The 15,656-nt window shown below is 63.4% G+C and carries 16 protein-coding genes; 9 read left to right on the forward strand and 7 right to left on the reverse strand.

Going from position 1 to position 15,656, the window contains the following annotated elements; genetic code table 11:
- Positions 1-25 precede the first annotated feature (25 nt).
- Positions 26-1,270, reverse strand: a complete 1,245-nt coding sequence (locus QEH68_RS17920) for an MFS transporter (protein ID WP_280623803.1) — start codon at positions 1,268-1,270, stop codon at positions 26-28.
- A gap of 58 nt (positions 1,271-1,328) precedes the next feature.
- Between QEH68_RS17920 and QEH68_RS17925 the strand changes: the two genes are divergently transcribed.
- From QEH68_RS17925 to purM, 7 genes are all read left to right on the forward strand, one after another.
- Positions 1,329-1,802, forward strand: a complete 474-nt coding sequence (locus tag QEH68_RS17925) for a helix-turn-helix domain-containing protein (RefSeq protein WP_207594976.1) — start codon at positions 1,329-1,331, stop codon at positions 1,800-1,802.
- A 106-nt stretch (positions 1,803-1,908) separates the two neighbouring features.
- Positions 1,909-2,739, forward strand: a complete 831-nt coding sequence (locus QEH68_RS17930) for a phosphatase PAP2 family protein (RefSeq protein ID WP_207594978.1) — start codon at positions 1,909-1,911, stop codon at positions 2,737-2,739.
- Positions 2,740-2,893: 154 nt separating this feature from the next.
- A complete protein-coding gene (gene uraD / locus QEH68_RS17935) occupies positions 2,894-3,403 on the forward strand; it encodes a 2-oxo-4-hydroxy-4-carboxy-5-ureidoimidazoline decarboxylase (protein ID WP_280623806.1) in 510 nt (169 codons plus the stop codon).
- Positions 3,400-3,741: a hydroxyisourate hydrolase gene (gene uraH / locus QEH68_RS17940; protein WP_089596291.1), complete on the forward strand. Its 342-nt coding sequence runs from the start codon at positions 3,400-3,402 to the stop codon at positions 3,739-3,741. Before uraD ends, uraH begins: the two co-directional genes overlap by 4 nt.
- A gap of 91 nt (positions 3,742-3,832) precedes the next feature.
- Positions 3,833-4,165 carry a hypothetical protein gene (locus QEH68_RS17945; RefSeq protein WP_207594984.1) on the forward strand — a complete coding sequence of 111 codons (333 nt, stop codon included), beginning with the start codon at positions 3,833-3,835 and terminating at the stop codon, positions 4,163-4,165.
- 147 nt (positions 4,166-4,312) lie between these two features.
- On the forward strand, positions 4,313-5,944 hold the full coding sequence (purF, locus tag QEH68_RS17950; RefSeq protein ID WP_207594986.1) for an amidophosphoribosyltransferase: 1,632 nt from the start codon (positions 4,313-4,315) through the stop codon (positions 5,942-5,944).
- Positions 5,941-7,098, forward strand: coding sequence for a phosphoribosylformylglycinamidine cyclo-ligase (gene purM / locus QEH68_RS17955; protein ID WP_089596294.1), 1,158 nt, complete (start codon positions 5,941-5,943; stop codon positions 7,096-7,098). Before purF ends, purM begins: the two co-directional genes overlap by 4 nt.
- 67 nt (positions 7,099-7,165) lie before the next feature.
- Here the strand turns inward: purM and QEH68_RS17960 are convergent, their stop codons facing one another.
- From QEH68_RS17960 to QEH68_RS17970, 3 genes are all read right to left on the reverse strand, one after another.
- Positions 7,166-7,936 carry a VOC family protein gene (locus QEH68_RS17960; protein WP_280623811.1) on the reverse strand — a complete coding sequence of 257 codons (771 nt, stop codon included), beginning with the start codon at positions 7,934-7,936 and terminating at the stop codon, positions 7,166-7,168.
- Positions 7,933-8,715: a VOC family protein gene (locus QEH68_RS17965; RefSeq protein ID WP_280623814.1), complete on the reverse strand. Its 783-nt coding sequence runs from the start codon at positions 8,713-8,715 to the stop codon at positions 7,933-7,935. Before QEH68_RS17965 ends, QEH68_RS17960 begins: the two co-directional genes overlap by 4 nt.
- Before the next feature lie 183 nt (positions 8,716-8,898).
- Positions 8,899-9,123, reverse strand: coding sequence for a DUF3073 domain-containing protein (locus QEH68_RS17970; protein WP_011776148.1), 225 nt, complete (start codon positions 9,121-9,123; stop codon positions 8,899-8,901).
- Between the two features lie 242 nt (positions 9,124-9,365).
- Here QEH68_RS17970 and QEH68_RS17975 point away from each other — a divergent pair, with 242 nt between their 5' ends.
- Positions 9,366-10,247, forward strand: coding sequence for a septum formation family protein (locus tag QEH68_RS17975; protein ID WP_280623820.1), 882 nt, complete (start codon positions 9,366-9,368; stop codon positions 10,245-10,247).
- 44 nt (positions 10,248-10,291) lie between these two features.
- Here the strand turns inward: QEH68_RS17975 and clpB are convergent, their stop codons facing one another.
- Complete coding sequence (clpB, locus tag QEH68_RS17980) at positions 10,292-12,949, reverse strand: ATP-dependent chaperone ClpB (protein WP_207594994.1); 2,658 nt, start codon at positions 12,947-12,949, stop codon at positions 10,292-10,294.
- 170 nt (positions 12,950-13,119) lie between these two features.
- Here clpB and QEH68_RS17985 point away from each other — a divergent pair, with 170 nt between their 5' ends.
- Entirely contained in the window at positions 13,120-13,737 is a 618-nt protein-coding gene (locus QEH68_RS17985; protein ID WP_280623823.1) for a pyridoxamine 5'-phosphate oxidase family protein, read from the forward strand.
- A gap of 3 nt (positions 13,738-13,740) precedes the next feature.
- Here the strand turns inward: QEH68_RS17985 and QEH68_RS17990 are convergent, their stop codons facing one another.
- Both QEH68_RS17990 and QEH68_RS17995 read right to left on the reverse strand, forming a co-directional pair.
- The gene (locus tag QEH68_RS17990) at positions 13,741-14,829 is read right to left on the reverse strand and encodes an ATP-binding cassette domain-containing protein (RefSeq protein ID WP_280623825.1); all 1,089 of its coding nucleotides are present in this window, start codon (positions 14,827-14,829) and stop codon (positions 13,741-13,743) included.
- On the reverse strand, positions 14,826-15,644 hold the full coding sequence (locus QEH68_RS17995) for an ABC transporter permease (protein ID WP_280628040.1): 819 nt from the start codon (positions 15,642-15,644) through the stop codon (positions 14,826-14,828). The genes QEH68_RS17990 and QEH68_RS17995 overlap by 4 nt, the downstream gene beginning before the upstream one ends.
- Between the last annotated feature and the right edge of the window lie 12 nt (positions 15,645-15,656).

The following is a 15,656-nucleotide window of genomic DNA, read 5'->3' on the forward strand; positions in this document are numbered from 1 at the left end:
TGCGAACTCCTTCAGCTGGTTGAGGTCATTCTGCCCCAGCGTGCTGTGCGGAGCGAGCCAACCGCGCCTGACCGCTCGATTTGTACGGAATGAGCCGGTCCGTGCCCCAGAGCGCCAACGCGAGCGCAGCAAAAACCGCGCCCAGGACGCTGGCCCCGGCCCAACCCCAGGCATCGTAGACCGGCGCAACAGCTGCCGCACCCGCTGCGCTTCCCACGGAATAGAACACCATGTAGCTGCCGATAATGCTGCTGGCCGACTCCTCAGCTCCTGCCACGATCAAGGTCTGGCTGCTGACATGAACGGCCTGCACCGCAGCGTCGAGAACGATGATGCCGGCAACGAACCACAACAGCGACCAACCGCCGAGGGACAAAGCCACCCAGGAACCCAGGAGCGCAACGAGGCTCCACGCCGTGACCCGCTGCGCCCACCCACGGTCAGCCGCGGCGCCTGCCCTGGATGCGGCCACCACGCCGATCAGGCCGGCCAACCCAAACAGTCCGATCACGCTCGGCGGCAGATGCCACGCGGGACTGCTGAGCAGCAGGGACATACCGCTCCACAGCACCCCGAAGGACGCGAACAGCAGCATGGTGATCAGCGCCCGCGTACGGAATATGCGATCACGCCGCGTCAGGACCACCACCGATGAGACAGCCCGCCAGTACCCCACTTCTCCCCTCTCGGCCCGGTCTTGGGGCAGAGCGCGAAAAACCGCGACGGCGAGGACCGCACCTGCCACCGCAGCGAGAACGTAGACCGACCGCCATCCCCACAGGTCCGTCAGGCCTCCCGCCAGCGTCCGGGCAAGGATGATGCCACTCACGACGCCGGCCGTAACGGTGCCGATGTTTCCGCCCCTCTGGTCGGGGGTGCTGGAGGCTGCGGTGTACGCCACGATGGTCTGAACCACCGCCGAGGCCAATCCAAGGAGCAGGAAGCCGCCCAGGAGGGCCGTCTGTGAATCTGCCAGGGCCACCACGGATCCCCCAAGGGCCGTCGCCGCGATGTGGAGGGTAATGAGCACCCGGCGGTTCATGACATCTCCCAAAGGCACCAAGAGAACCAGCCCCAGAAGGTATCCGGCCTGGGATGCGGCCACAATCCAGCCCACCGCGGACGTTGGAATCCCCAGGTCCGTCCCGATGCGCTCGAGCAGGGGCTGCCCGTAATAGATGTTGGACACCATGAATCCGGCCGCCACAGCGAGCAGGAACAACAAGCGACGGCCAAGTCCTCGGTTGGAATCCTTCAGGTGTGTGCTCACAGCGCCTCCGCAGTTGGTTTCATAATGCAACCATGTGACCTTATGGCAGAATGGTTTCATGTTGCAACCAAGTGAAGGTGGATGGACGGATCCTGAATGCCCCATCGCCAGAGCCGTGGACCTGGTGGGCGACAAATGGACCCTGCTCATCATTCGTGACTCGCTGGACGGAAAACGGCGCTTCACCGAATTCGAGAGATCACTGGGCGTGGCTAAGAACATCCTTTCGGACCGGCTCCGCCTCTTGGTGGAGAGAGGCATCCTGACCAGGATTCCCAACGAACGAGGCACCCGAAGCGAATACGAGCTGACCGATGCGGGGCGCGATCTGTTCACCCTGGTCCTCAGCCTCCGGCAATGGGGCGAGCGCAACGCCTTCACCCAGGGAGAGGAACATTCCGTCCTCATCGATCCCGTCTCGGGTCAGCCCGTCCCGGAGCTGCGGCCAACCAGTGAGGGCGGCAAAATGCTTGGCCCGGAGCAGACGCTGCTGGTCAAAGTGGGCCAACCGCTTCCTCACAACGCGACGTAAACGCGACGTAGCGCAACCTTGTCCGCATGGCACTCCCAGGAACCTCCGGGCAGCAACTGCTAAGGTTGCTCACCAATACTGAGGCCGCCACGGATAGGGGACATGAGTGACGACTGAAGGAAAAGAGGCGCCGGGGCAAGGCGTCCGCGGCGAAGTAAGCCAGGACAGGTTCATCGCCGGGCAGGACCTGACCAACTGGAAATCCCCCGCGGGCCGGACACTTGCCCGGGGCGCCGAAAAGGCCACGTCACTGCTGGGGCCCTACACCGCGCTCATCATCACCTTGATAGTAGGGCTCGCTGCAGCCCTCTCGCTGGCCCTGGTTTTCGGCGAAGTCTACGAGTCCGTGACGGAAGCCGACGGCGTTGCAGGTTTGGACGATCCCGTCCTGGCCGCAGCAAAGAGCGTCCGCTCTCCCGCCTTGGACTCAGCCACCACCGCCTATACGAATATTGGCGGCACCGTGGGCATGCCCATTCTTGCCGTTGGCATCATGATCTTCCTGGCCACCAAGCGGCGATCATGGACACCGGTCATCCTGATGCTTGCTGCCGGGCTGGGCTCACTGGTCATCACCATCTTGGGCAAGCCGATCTTCGGCCGCGCCCGCCCCGACATCGCGGACGCCATTCCTCCCTACGAGCATTCCGCATCCTTCCCCAGCGGCCATTCACTGAACTCCATCGTGATTGCCGGCATCGTGGCCTACCTGATCATCCTGCGGCTCAAGACCTTGCGGGCACGGGTCGTCACCATACTTGTGGCCGGGGTCTTTGCCTTCACCATGGGCCTTAGCCGCGTCTACCTTGGCCACCACTGGCTGACGGATGTGCTGGCAGCCTGGGCTATCGGCGTGGCATGGTTGGCCTTGGTAATCACCGCCCATCGCCTGTACCTGACAGTGCGGACACGGCGCCACAGGACGGTAGTCTCTTGACACCGGGCCGATCACTCGGCTTAACTGAATTACGTATGCTGAAATAACAGTTCCATGATGCGGAAGCTTGAAGCAAAGGCTTCCTCTTGCACCAGCAGGAGTTCCGCATAGCCCACACCATGGATGCCAGCATTTGCACGAGGATGTCACAAGCATGGAGCTTGCAGAATTCAACAGTGTTGACCGGGACGAGGCCATCAGGATCCTGACCCCCTGCCTGGATATCAGCCGCTGGGTGGAGGCCATCGCTGACGCGCGGCCCTTCGCCACCGTCGACGAACTGCTGGGCCACGCCCAGCGCGCCGCCGAACCGTTCACCACCGCCGAGGTGGAGTCAGCCATGGCACACCACCCCCGCATCGGCGAACGCCCCAAGGCCCAGACCACCGAGGCCGCAATGTCGCGTTCGGAGCAGGCCGGAGTGGATCCTGGAGACAGCCACACCACCACCGCCCTGGCTGAGGGCAACCGCGCCTACGAGGAAAAGTTCGGCAGGGTCTTCCTGATCCGTGCCGCCGGCCGCAGCGCCCAGGAGATCCTCAGCACCCTTCAGGAACGCATCACCCACACCCCCGAAGAAGAAGACACAATTGTGGCTGGACAGCTGCGGGAGATCGCATTGTTGCGCCTCTCCGGCTTGGTCAGCGAAGGAGTCAACGCATGAGCGTTTCACAAGTAACCACCCACATCCTGGACACAGGTTCCGGCCGCCCGGCGGCGGGTGTCGCCGTCGTACTTTATGTCCGTGAAGGTGACAACTGGACCCTGGTGGCGAAGGGTGAAACCGACGCCGACGGGCGCATCAAGACCCTCGGACCGGAGCGGATTCCGGGCGGCGCTTACCGGCTGAATTTCGCCACCGGCGCCTACTACGAGGGCCTCGGCACTGAGACGTTCTTCCCTGAAGTGGACCTGAACTTCACAGTTTCCGACGCCGGCGAGCACTATCACGTGCCGCTCCTGCTGAGCCCGTTCGCATTCTCGACGTACCGCGGCAGCTGACCCATTCCCGCCGAGTTCCAGTTAATGCCAATGTTCTTCAAGGACATTGGCATTAACTGTCGAATCGGCGGGGAACGGTACGCTTGAAGGCATGGCTTCAGAGGACACTACCCCCAACTCCGCCCGCCGCGAGATCACGGTCCGCCGGGCACCCAAGTTTGTACCCTTCATGATTTTGGGAGCAGTGGTTGGTGCAATCGTGGCCGCCATCATCGCGTACGGCCGCCAAGCCGACCCCGCTTTCGACGCCGGCACAGTGTTCGGCTTCTTCCTCATCGTTTGCGCGGGCGGCGGCGTCATCCTCTTCTCCATCCTTGCCCTGATCCTGGACCGCATCAGCGTCAAGCGCTCACAGCGAGCCGTGGTTGAGCCCGTTCCGGATTCGGTTCCGGACGAAGGACCAGAGAACGACGACGTCCGCTAAGTCGGGCGCCCGGCCCGCCTCTTCGGAGGGGAGCCAAATGTGAGACACACCGCATTTTCGAAGGAACACCCCTGTTCTGCGCCCAATCAAAGGGTCACATAGGCTGCGGGGGAACGTACCACGGCCACAACATGAGACAATCGACCAGTGGCACGTGGCGACGGAAAACTTTCTCATGATCTTCTCCCCGGCGAAAAAGGCCCTCAGGACGCTTGTGGCGTCTTTGGGGTTTGGGCTCCCGGTGAAGAAGTAGCAAAACTCACCTATTACGGGCTGTATGCGCTGCAGCACCGCGGACAAGAATCGGCTGGTATAGCTACCAGTGACGGCAAGCGCATTAATGTCTATAAGGACATGGGCCTTGTGTCCCAGGTCTTCGATGAGACAACCCTGAACACCCTTACCGGGCACTTGGCTGTTGGCCACTGCCGGTACTCCACCACCGGTGCAAGCCACTGGGCCAACGCGCAGCCAACCCTGGGTGCGACAGCAACCGGCACTGTTGCCTTGGCCCACAATGGCAACCTGACCAACACCGCTGAGCTCCGGGAAATGATCCTTGAGCGCAACGACGGCCAGCTGACCGGTGAAATGAAGCAGGGCAACACCTCGGACACCGCGCTGGTGACCGCGCTCCTTGAGGGCGAAGAGGGCAAGACCCTGGAGCAGACTGCACTGGAGCTGCTGCCCAAAATCAAAGGTGGCTTCTGCTTCGTCTTCATGGACGAAGGAACCCTCTACGCAGCCCGCGATACCTACGGCATCCGTCCGCTGTGTCTTGGCCGCCTGGACCGCGGCTGGGTTGTCGCTTCCGAGCAGGCAGGCCTGGCCACTGTTGGTGCGAGCTTCATCCGCGAGATCGAGCCTGGTGAATTCATTGCCATCGACGAGGACGGCGTCCGTTCGCAGCGCTTCGCCGAGGCAACTCCCGCCGGCTGTGTCTTCGAATACGTCTACCTCGCCCGCCCGGACGCTGCCATCGCCGGCCGCTCCGTGTACGAGGCACGCGTTGAGATGGGCCGCCAGTTGGCCCGCGAAAACACGCATGAGGCCGACCTCGTCATTCCCGTTCCCGAGTCCGGTACCCCCGCAGCTGTTGGGTACGCCGAACAATCCGGAATCCCCTTTGCCCATGGCTTCGTCAAGAACGCCTACGTGGGCCGCACGTTCATCCAGCCGTCGCAGACCCTGCGCCAGCTGGGTATCCGGCTCAAGCTCAATGCCCTGGAATCCGTGATCCGCGGAAAGCGCATTGTGGTGGTGGACGATTCCATCGTTCGCGGCAACACCCAGCGCGCCATCGTCCGGATGCTCCGGGAAGCCGGTGCCGCCGCGGTGCACGTCAAGATTTCTTCCCCTCCTGTCCAGTGGCCCTGCTTCTACGGCATCGACTTCGCGTCCCGCGCGGAACTGATCGCCAACGGCGCCACCATCGAGGAGATCTCCCAGGCCATCGGCGCTGACTCGCTGGCCTACATCTCCGAGGACGGCATGATCGGCGCTACCCAGCAGCCGCGCGAACGCCTCTGCACGGCCTGCTTCACCGGCAAGTACCCCATCGAGCTGCCGCACGCGGACAAGCTGGGCAAGAACCTGCTGGAACGCACGGACCTGGGCGGCCTGGAACCAGCTGCCCAGTCCGAGTCTGTGGACGATTCCGAGGATCCGGCTGACAAGCCGGGCGCCACGGGTTGCGATCCCGGACCCGACGCCGAATTCGAGAACCTGCTGACCGACGCTGATCGTTTGACCGACGCCGACAAGAAAGAGTCTGTATGAGCTCCGCAACCCCCGCCGCTGGAAGCACCCCGAACACAACAGGCATCACCTACGCTTCTGCTGGTGTCGACGTTGAAGCGGGCGACCGCGCAGTCGAACTCATGAAGGGCGCCATCAAGGCGACACACAACTCTTCGGTGATTGGCGGCGTCGGCGGTTTCGCCGGCCTGTACGACGTCTCCAAACTGCTCACCTACAAGAAGCCGCTGCTGGCCACGTCCACTGACGGTGTTGGCACCAAGGTAGCCATCGCGCAGGCCATGGACATCCATGACACCATCGGTTTCGACCTGGTGGGCATGGTGGTTGACGACATCGTCGTTGTAGGTGCTGAGCCGCTCTACATGACCGACTACATCGCGTGCGGCAAGGTTGTTCCGGAGCGGATCGCAGACATCGTCCGCGGTATCGCTGCTGCTTGCTCCGTTGCCGGCACCGCCCTGGTGGGTGGCGAAACCGCTGAGCACCCGGGCCTCCTGGGTGAGCACGAGTACGACGTCGCAGGTGCCGCAACCGGCATCGTCGAGGCCGACGCCCTCCTCGGCCCGGACCGTGTCCGCGCCGGTGACGTCGTGATCGGTATGGCCTCCTCGGGCCTGCACTCCAACGGCTACTCACTGGTCCGCCGCGTCATCAACCACGCCGGCTGGGCCCTGGACCGCCAGGTTTCCGAGCTCGGGCGCACCCTGGGCGAAGAACTCCTGGAGCCGACCCGCGTTTACGCAGCTGACTGCCTCGACCTTGCCCGCACCTTCCCCGTTACGGGCGGCGCGGCAGTCCACGGCTTCAGCCACGTCACCGGTGGTGGCCTGGCCGCCAACCTGGCCCGCGTCCTCCCGCAGGGCCTCGTGGCCACGGTTGACCGCAACACCTGGGAACTCCCGGCCATCTTCAAGCTGGTCTCCGAGCTCGGCAACGTGCCGTTGGCCGACTTGGAGCGCACGCTGAACCTCGGCGTGGGCATGGTTGCCATTGTTTCCGCCGAAGCAGCAGACGCTGCAGTGGCCCGCCTCAATGACCGCGGCCTTCCGTCCTGGGTCATGGGCACCGTTTCGGCTGACAGCGACTCGATCGACAAGACCGGCCCGGACTACGTCCAGGGCGCCAAGGGCGTCGACGGCGGCGCCGTCCGTTTGGTGAACGCGTACGCCTAAGAGATATATCGCCTCTTAGAAAGAGCGGCCGGGCAGTCTTGGACTACCGGCCGCTCTTTTGCTCTTCCTAGACCTGTATCAGGCTCAGGACTCCGCCCTGCGGATCCTGGATGGTGGCCAGCGATCCCGCCTCCGGCTTGTCCTCCGGCTCAACGAGGAGCTCTCCCCCGGCTGCGACTGCCGCTTCCACGGCTTTGCGCAGGTCCGCTACACCGAAGTAGATCTGCCAACCAGCCTCGTCGCCTTCATCGGCAGGAACGATACCGGCTACTTCGTCGCCCTTGACCATCAGCGTGCTGTAGCTGCCGCCGTCGTCCTGCGGGTATTCGGTGACCTCATGACCGAAAAGCTGCTGGAAAAACGCGACGGCGGACTGCGGCTCGGGCGTCAACAGTTCAGCCCACGCCAATGCGCCGGGCTCGTTGAACACATGACTTCCCACGTGCGTTCCAGCCTGCCAAACGCCAGTGGTTCCGCCGCCGGGGGGTTCGATGAACGCCAGGACCCCCGTGTCCGCGACAGCCTCGGGACCAAACTGGAGCTTGCCGCCTGCGTGAACGGCCTCGTCGGCAATTTCTTCAGTGTCCGTGGCAGCGAAATAGATGTTCCACTGGCCGTGCGTTCCGGCCGCCTCCTGCATGGGGTTCTGCGGTGCGATCACGGCCACCAGTTGATCCTTGACGAAGGCTTGCGCGTAGCTTCGGCCATCAGGAGTGGGAAGGTCCTTGAAGCTCCATCCGAAGACCTGGTGATAGAAATCCTTGGCCGCGGCCACGTCCCTGGTCTGAAGGTCAGCCCAGCAGGGCTCACCGCTGGCGTAACGTCTCCGTGCCGTCATGCTTCAAGCCCCGTCATGATGCTGAATGCTGCCCCGGCAGGATCCATGAGGACTGCCATGCGACCTACTCCCGGCACGTCGAAGGCCGGGGCTATGACGTGGCTGCCCAACTCAACGGCCTGCTCCACGGTGGCATCAATGTCCACCACGTTGAAGTAGGTCATCCAGAACGGCGACAACCCCTCAATAGGCAGCTTCAGGGCACCTGCAACCCGTCGTCCCTCCACCAGCAGGCTGGTGTACTCCTGCAGGTCACCGGCAGGTTCAGTTTCGCTGGCGCACCCTGTCACAGCCTCGTAGAACGCTACAGCTTTGGGGACGTCATGTGTTTGCAGCTCATTCCAAATCATGGTGCCCGGTTCATTGACCAGGCCTGATCCCGGGTGATTGCCTGCTTCCCAGAACCCGATCTGGGCTCCGGTGGGATCTGTGGCGAAGAACATACGCCCTGAACCGTTCGGGACGGAGTCGGGAGGGGAAAGCAGGGTTCCTCCAGCCGCTTCCACGCGCTGCGCCGCTTCATCTGCCGAGTCCACCGCCAGGTAATTTGCCCAGTAGGACGGCATCCCTTCCGGAGCATCGGGCATCTGCTGCATCATGCCCGCGACGTAGCGGCCTTTGAGCTTTGCCATGTAATAGGTCATACCGTTCCCGGCGTCCATGGCATCCAGCTCCCATCCGAAGAGGTCGCTGTAGAACTTCCTGGAAACGTCAATATCGTTGGAGGAAAGGTCCACCCAACATGGTGTCCCCTGCTTGTAGCTGTCAGCCTCCGGCATGGCGTTCCTTTCGATGCACTCGAACCTCCAGCCTACGCAAAAAAGGGCCCTCAGGGTACGCCAATGACTGGCGTGCCCTGAGGGCCCTTTCAAAAGATATACGGCATCCGAAGATGCGCGTTGACCTTGAAGTACGACGGCGGTGCGCTACTCAGTGCCTACGGCACCTGTTGGTTGCGACAGCTATCCGATCCGGCGGGTGTCAACCTCGTCGTCGTCGTCTTCCGCGTACTTATCCTCATAAGCCGAATAGTCCGGCTCCGGGGGATCGTCGGGGAAGTGGCTCTTGACACGACTGGACGGACCCGTGAGCTCCCGCTCAAGTGCCGAATAGTCAGTGTTCGGGGAGTAGTACTTAATATCCCGAGCCTGCTTGGTAGCTTTTGCCTTTTGACGGCCGCGCCCCATGGCGTGACCCCCTTTTGTACTTGGACCGGAGGTGGTCACCTTGGCTATCGGTGAGGCCCCGGAATGTTTGGTCAATTTGTCGTATGTCTAGATTACATGCTTTCAGGAGTGCCTGCGCGCCACCACAGGCCCGCGCGCCTGCCGACTCAGGCCAAAACCACGGCCAAACACCTCCCCGGAGGCCAAAAATTGGGTAGAGTCTGCCTCAATGCGGCGTCACAGCAGGAAGGCACACTCCGGAAATGAGCCAGGACAACACTCCACCGCGCGATGGTTCACCACGCGAAGGGGACAAGGATGGGGTGCCGCCCGCGCCCAAAAACCCACCGCACGCAGCTGGTGAGCAGCCACCCCGGGTCCCTGGCGATCAGCCACCCGCGGCGGGTGAGCAGCCACCCGCAACCCCGTTGACGCCGCCGTCGGGACTTCAGCCGGATCCTGCACCCGAGCTCGACCCTGATTTCGTGCCCGACCCAGGTTCGCAGCCGGATCCCGCCCTGCCGCCCAGCGACGGGCAAGCACCTTCCTACGAGATGCCGTATCCGGGGCAACAGCCCGATCCGGGTCAACAACCCTTTCCAGGTCAAGAGTCGCCTCCAGAACCCCACGGTGATCCAGTCAAGAGGCAAAGATTGGTCATCGGCGGGATCGTAGTGGGCGTACTCGTACTCATTGGTGTGGTGATCTGGGTACTGCTGAATCTGTTGGGAACCCGGCCCGAAGCCGCTGTCACCACCCCGAGCGCCACGGCTACCCCGGGTCCACTCCCCCGTGACGCCAACTCCAAGGACTTCCAGGTGGGCGACTGCTTCGCCGACTTTGATCCCAACGCCAGCGAGGCACGCGCCGTGGCCTGCGATACCGAACACTCGGCCCAGCTCATTGGGGTGCACGTGTACCCGGGCGACGATTCCTTCCCCGGAACCAACGCCCTCCGGGACAAGGGTCGGGAGGTGTGCAAGACCGCGGTGGCCAAGCTCACCGAGGCCGCCGGTAACTACGTCTTGCTTCAGCAAAACGTCTACCCGAGCCCCACCAGTTGGGATCGGGGCGACCGCCGCGTCGATTGCTTCATCGTGGTGGACTCGGGCAACACCATCAAGGAAGACCTCCTGCAGAAGTAGCCCGCCGGGTGCGCTTGCATCCGGCGGGCTGCTTCAAGCGGACTTTACTTCCTGCGGACCGTAAGGCCCGTTCCTACGGGAGCGCCGCCGTCGGGGCCGGTCAGTGCCTCGAGGCCCTCAACGGTGAGCTCGTCCAGGTCGGCTGCGGTGTCCACCAGCACGGTGTCTCCGTCGCTGATTTCGCCGGCAAGGATCTCCTTGGCCAGACGGTCGCCGATCTCCCGCTGGACGAGCCGGCGAAGGGGTCGGGCACCGTAAGCGGGATCGAACCCGGACATGGCCAGCCATGCACGCGCCCCGTCCGAAACTTCCAGACTCAAGCGGCGATCCCGGAGTCGGTTGCTGAGCTCGGCCACGTGGAGTTCCACGATCCGGGCCAGTTCCTCCACGGACAGCGGATCGAAGAGCACGATCTCGTCCAGGCGGTTCAGGAACTCCGGCTTGAAGGATGCCTGCACCACAGCCATGACGGCCTCGCGCTTGGCCTTGGCGTCCATGGTGGGGTCCACCAGGAACTGGCTTCCGGAGTTGGACGTCAGCACCAGGATGGTGTTGCGGAAGTCCACGGTGCGGCCCTGACCGTCGGTGAGCCGGCCGTCGTCGAGGACCTGCAGGAGGATGTCGAAGACCTCCGGGTGGGCCTTCTCCACCTCGTCCAGCAGCACCACGGAATACGGCCTGCGCCGCACAGCCTCAGTCAGCTGGCCGCCCTCCTCATAGCCCACGTATCCGGGAGGGGCACCCACCAGGCGGGCCACCGAATGCTTCTCGCTGTACTCGGACATGTCGATCCGGATCATGGCGCGTTCGTCGTCAAAGAGGAAGTCTGCCAAAGCCTTGGCCAGCTCCGTCTTACCTACGCCGGTGGGGCCAAGGAACAGGAACGAACCCGTGGGGCGATTGGGATCGCTGATGCCTGCGCGCGCACGGCGCACAGCATCGGACACAGCCTGTACAGCCTTGCTCTGCCCGATCAGGCGCTTGCCAAGCTCCTCTTCCATGTGGAGCAGCTTCTGCGACTCACCTTGCAGCATGCGGCCGGCAGGGATCCCCGTCCAGGCAGAGATCACCTCGGCGATGTCGTCAGCAGTCACGTCTTCGGCGACCATCAACTCGGGCTTTGACTCGCTCCGGGCCGATTCTTCCTCTGCAGCGGCGCTCAACTCCCGTTCCAGTGCGGGCAGCTCGCCGTAAAGGATCCGCGACGCCGATTCGAGGTCGCCCTCGCGCTGGGACTTGTCCGCGGCGGAACGCAGTTCGTCAATCCTTGCCTTGAGCTCGCCCACCCGGTTGAGCCCGGCCTTCTCGGCTTCCCAGCGCGCATTCAGGGCACTGAGTTCCTCGTTCTTGTCGGCTTTGTCCGCGCGGAGGGCAGCCAGTCGTTCCACCGATGCCGGATCGGTCTCGCCTTGCAAGGCCAGCTCTTCCATAGTCAAGCGGTCAACGGCGCGGCGCAGCTGGTCGATCTCTTCCGGCGCGGAATCGATCTCCATGCGGAGCCGGGACGCGGCCTCATCCACGAGGTCGATGGCCTTATCAGGGAGCTGCCGGCCCGAGATGTAGCGGTTGGACAGCGTTGCCGCGGCCACCAACGCGGAGTCGGCGATGGCCACTTTGTGGTGCGCCTCGTAACGCTCCTTCAGGCCGCGGAGGATACCAATGGTGTCCTCCACGCTGGGCTCGCCCACGTAGACCTGTTGGAAGCGGCGCTCCAGGGCCGGGTCCTTTTCAATGTTCTCGCGGTACTCATCCAAGGTGGTGGCGCCGATGAGGCGGAGCTCGCCCCGGGCCAGCATGGGCTTGAGCATGTTGCCTGCATCCATGGCGCTTTCACCCGTTGCACCTGCACCTACCACTGTGTGGATTTCGTCGATGAACGTGACGATCTGGCCGTTGGAGTTCTTGATCTCCTCAAGCACGGCCTTCAGTCGTTCTTCGAACTCGCCGCGGTACTTTGCGCCGGCAACCATGGAGGCCAGGTCCAGCGCGATGAGCGTCTTGCCGCGCAGGCTCTCCGGGACGTCACCGGCCACCATGCGCTGGGCGAGTCCTTCAACCACGGCGGTCTTGCCGACGCCAGGCTCGCCAATCAGCACGGGATTGTTCTTGGTGCGGCGGCTCAGGACCTGAACGACACGACGGATCTCGCTGTCGCGCCCGATCACGGGGTCCAGCTTGCCCGAACGGGCAACTGCAGTGAGGTCTGTGCCAAACTTCTCCAGCGCTTGGAAGGTGTTTTCCGGGTCCGGCGAGTTGACGTTCCTGTCCCCTCGGACACCGGGCAGGGCGGCGAGCAGCGCCTCATGGGAGGCACCGGCGTCGCGCATTAACTTCCCGACGGCGTCACTTCCGGCCGAGAGGCCCAACAGCAGGTGCTCGGTGGAGACGAAGGAGTCGCCGAGCTTGTCGGCCTCGTTCTGGGCAGCCTGGATGGCCTGCATGGATTGGCGCGACAATTGTGCCTGCTGGACAGAACTGCCTGAGGACGACGGCAGCGCTTTGATAGCCGAGCTGGCCTGCACACTCACGGCATCAGGGTCGGCACCGGTGGCTCGCAGCAGGGCCACTGCAACGCCTTCACGCTGGTCCATCAGCGCCTTCAACAGATGCGCGGGCTCAAGCTGCGGGTTGCCGGCAGTCGAGGCATTCATGGCGGCCGCAGAAAGGGCCTCCTGGCTTTTGGTGGTGAATTTGACGTCCAAAGAGTGCTCCCTTTCTGGAGTGGATCCGATGCTTTCAAAGTTGAGTCTACTACGCTCAACTTTAATTTTCAGACCACTGGGTTCCATGTTTGCCCACGGCGAAACCCGTGTCCAGACAAAACCGTGACTATGTGAATAACAGGCAGCTTCCGCACCCGTAGGCTGGGGCCATGGACACCATTTCAAGCGCGGATGAACTCGAAGAACTCATAGGCCTGCCCCTTGAACGCACGCGGAAAAAAGTGCGTACGTCGCTCAGCGATTTTGACCGCCAATGGTTGGCCGCGAGCCCCTTTTGCGTGGTGTCCACCACGGACGCCCAGGGTCGCGTTGACGCTTCTCCCAAGGGGGATCCCGCAGGATTCATCCACGTCCTGGACCACCAGACCATTGCCATCCCCGAGCGGCCCGGCAACAAGCTGGCCTTCGGTTTCCACAACATCCTGGAGAACCTCAACGTCGGCATTCTGTCCGTAGTCCCCGGCCGGACGGACACTTTGCGGATCAACGGTAAGGCGCAGATTGTCCGGGATGCCGGTTTCTTCGATCACATGGTGGTCAAGGGACATCGACCCCGAGCTGCCATTGTGGTCACCGTTGACGAAGTCTTCACGCATTGCGGCAAGGCCTTCATGCGCAGCGGCTTGTGGCAGCCTGAAACCTGGGAACCGGAAGGGCTGCCCAGCATCGCGGTCCTGTCCAAGGCCTACACCCAACCGGAGACACCGCTGGAAGAGCTGGAGTCCTACTACGGACCCTCCTACGCCGAGCGGATGTACCGGGACTGAATTTCACGCCGGGTACAGCGAGACCAGCGCGGACTTGACCACGAACCTCACCTCCATGCCAGGCACCAGGCCCAGATCGGCAGAGGCGGCCGGGGTGATGTCGGCGGAAAGGACCTGCGCAGATTGCCCCGGACTTGCGCGCACCCTGATCTGGTCGCCGTGTGGTTCAAGGTCCGTGATGACCACGGGAAAGGAATTGCGCGGGCTGCCGTGCACCTCACCGGGAAAAACGGAAACGCTCGACGGCGGGAACGCTGCCACGCCTGCCTGGCCGGACTGGGGTGACCAACCGGGATCGTGCTGGCCGGCGAATACCCGGCCATCCGGCGTCGTAATCCTGTCCTCGCTGAGGGTGCCGGCAACGAGGTTAAGCCCTGCCAAGCCGGCTGCAAAATGGCTTCTGGGCCTTTCAAGGACCTGGCGTGTAGGGCCTTGCTCGGCGATCCTTCCGTTTTCCACCACGATGACGCGATCAGCAAGCATGTAGGCATCCAGGACGTCGTGCGTAACAATGATGGCTTTGCGGCCCTCAAGAACCCGCTTGAGCACGCGGCGCAGCAAGGGGGCAGCATGGATATCCAGCGCGGCCATGGGCTCGTCAAGGAGGAGGAGTTCCGGGTCGGCTGCCAAAGCGCGGGCCACCGCAACCCGTTGGGCCTGCCCTCCGGACAATTGGGAGGGCTTCCTGTCGGCCAGCGGCGAGGCATCAACCTCCGCCAGCCAGTGCCGGGCAGTTTCCCGCGCGTCCGCCTTCGAAGCCCCCGCACTTCGCGGCCCGAACGCCACGTTGTCCAACGCGTTCAGGTGGGGAAACAGGAGGGCTTCCTGGGCCAGTAGGGCGGTCCCCCTGAGGTGCGGTGGGCTCCACAAGCGAGTGTCGCCGTCGAGGTTGAACAACGCCCGTTCGCCGTTTTTCGTTGTGCCCATCGTGGCCGCGCCGGAATCCGGCCGCAGCAGTCCGGCGATCACACCCAACAGCGTCGATTTCCCGGCCCCGTTGGGACCAAGAATGGCAACGGTCTCGCCGTCGTTGAGCCTGAGGGACATGTCGAAATTCCTGGCGCCGAGGCTGGCCTGCATTTGAAAACTCACGATTGGACCTCCACGCGCTTACTGCCCTGCCTGCGGCCGTAGCTGAGCCCCACCACGGCAACCGCCACCGCCACCAGCACCAAGGACAGTGCGACGGCGGCATCGGCGTCGGTCTCCCGCTGCAGATAGATCTCCAACGGCAACGTGCGGGTGACCCCTTCCAGGCTTCCCGCGAAGGTCAGGGTGGCTCCGAATTCACCCAAGCTGCGTGCGAAGGACAACACCGCACCGGACGCGAGCCCCGGCAGGACCAACGGGAGCGTGACCCGGCGGAGAACCGTGGTTGGCCGGGCGCCGAGTGTCGCAGCGACGGCTTCGTACTTGTTTCCGGCTGATCGCAGAGCCCCCTCCAGGCTGACCACCAGGAACGGCAGGGCCACAAAAGTCTGGGCCAGGACCACCGCGGTAGTGGAAAATGCTATCTGGATTCCCGCCACCTCCAAGGACTTCCCCAGCAGGCCCTGGCGCCCAAACGTGTACAGCAGCGCAATACCCCCGACGACGGGCGGCAGCACCAGCGGTAAGAGGACAAACGCCCTCAGCAGACGCTGACCTGGAAAGTCGCCACGCGCCAGCACCAACGCCAAAGGAACACCCAGCCCGATGCAGAGCACCGTGCTTGCGGCCGAGGTTCGCAGGCTAAGGCTCAGTGCTGCGAGCGAGGACTCGGACGTGATGAGTGGGATGAACTGCGGCCAGTTGACCTTGGCCAGCATTGCCACCAATGGCAGGACCACCAGTAATCCTCCGAGAGCGGCCACGGCATATATCCACCGCGGGATGCCGTTGTACCCGGAGGCGTCTCGTTTCATCAGCGTTCCCGGACC

The sequence above is a fragment of the Paenarthrobacter sp. OM7 genome, from assembly GCF_029873575.1.
GTDB lineage: Bacteria > Actinomycetota > Actinomycetes > Actinomycetales > Micrococcaceae > Arthrobacter.

What these genes read in the sequence shown, in the direction of transcription:
- purM (WP_089596294.1), top strand. Translation starts at nt 5,941, where the DNA reads ATGAGCTCCGCAACCCCCGCCGCTGGAAGCACCCCGAACACAACAGGC.
- uraH (WP_089596291.1), top strand. Translation starts at nt 3,400, where the DNA reads ATGAGCGTTTCACAAGTAACCACCCACATCCTGGACACAGGTTCCGGC.
- QEH68_RS17945 (WP_207594984.1), top strand. Translation starts at nt 3,833, where the DNA reads ATGGCTTCAGAGGACACTACCCCCAACTCCGCCCGCCGCGAGATCACG.
- QEH68_RS17975 (WP_280623820.1), top strand. Translation starts at nt 9,366, where the DNA reads ATGAGCCAGGACAACACTCCACCGCGCGATGGTTCACCACGCGAAGGG.
- QEH68_RS17960 (WP_280623811.1), bottom strand. Translation starts at nt 7,936, where the DNA reads ATGACGGCACGGAGACGTTACGCCAGCGGTGAGCCCTGCTGGGCTGAC.
- QEH68_RS17925 (WP_207594976.1), top strand. Translation starts at nt 1,329, where the DNA reads ATGTTGCAACCAAGTGAAGGTGGATGGACGGATCCTGAATGCCCCATC.
- QEH68_RS17985 (WP_280623823.1), top strand. Translation starts at nt 13,120, where the DNA reads ATGGACACCATTTCAAGCGCGGATGAACTCGAAGAACTCATAGGCCTG.
- QEH68_RS17965 (WP_280623814.1), bottom strand. Translation starts at nt 8,715, where the DNA reads ATGCCGGAGGCTGACAGCTACAAGCAGGGGACACCATGTTGGGTGGAC.
- QEH68_RS17970 (WP_011776148.1), bottom strand. Translation starts at nt 9,123, where the DNA reads ATGGGGCGCGGCCGTCAAAAGGCAAAAGCTACCAAGCAGGCTCGGGAT.
- uraD (WP_280623806.1), top strand. Translation starts at nt 2,894, where the DNA reads ATGGAGCTTGCAGAATTCAACAGTGTTGACCGGGACGAGGCCATCAGG.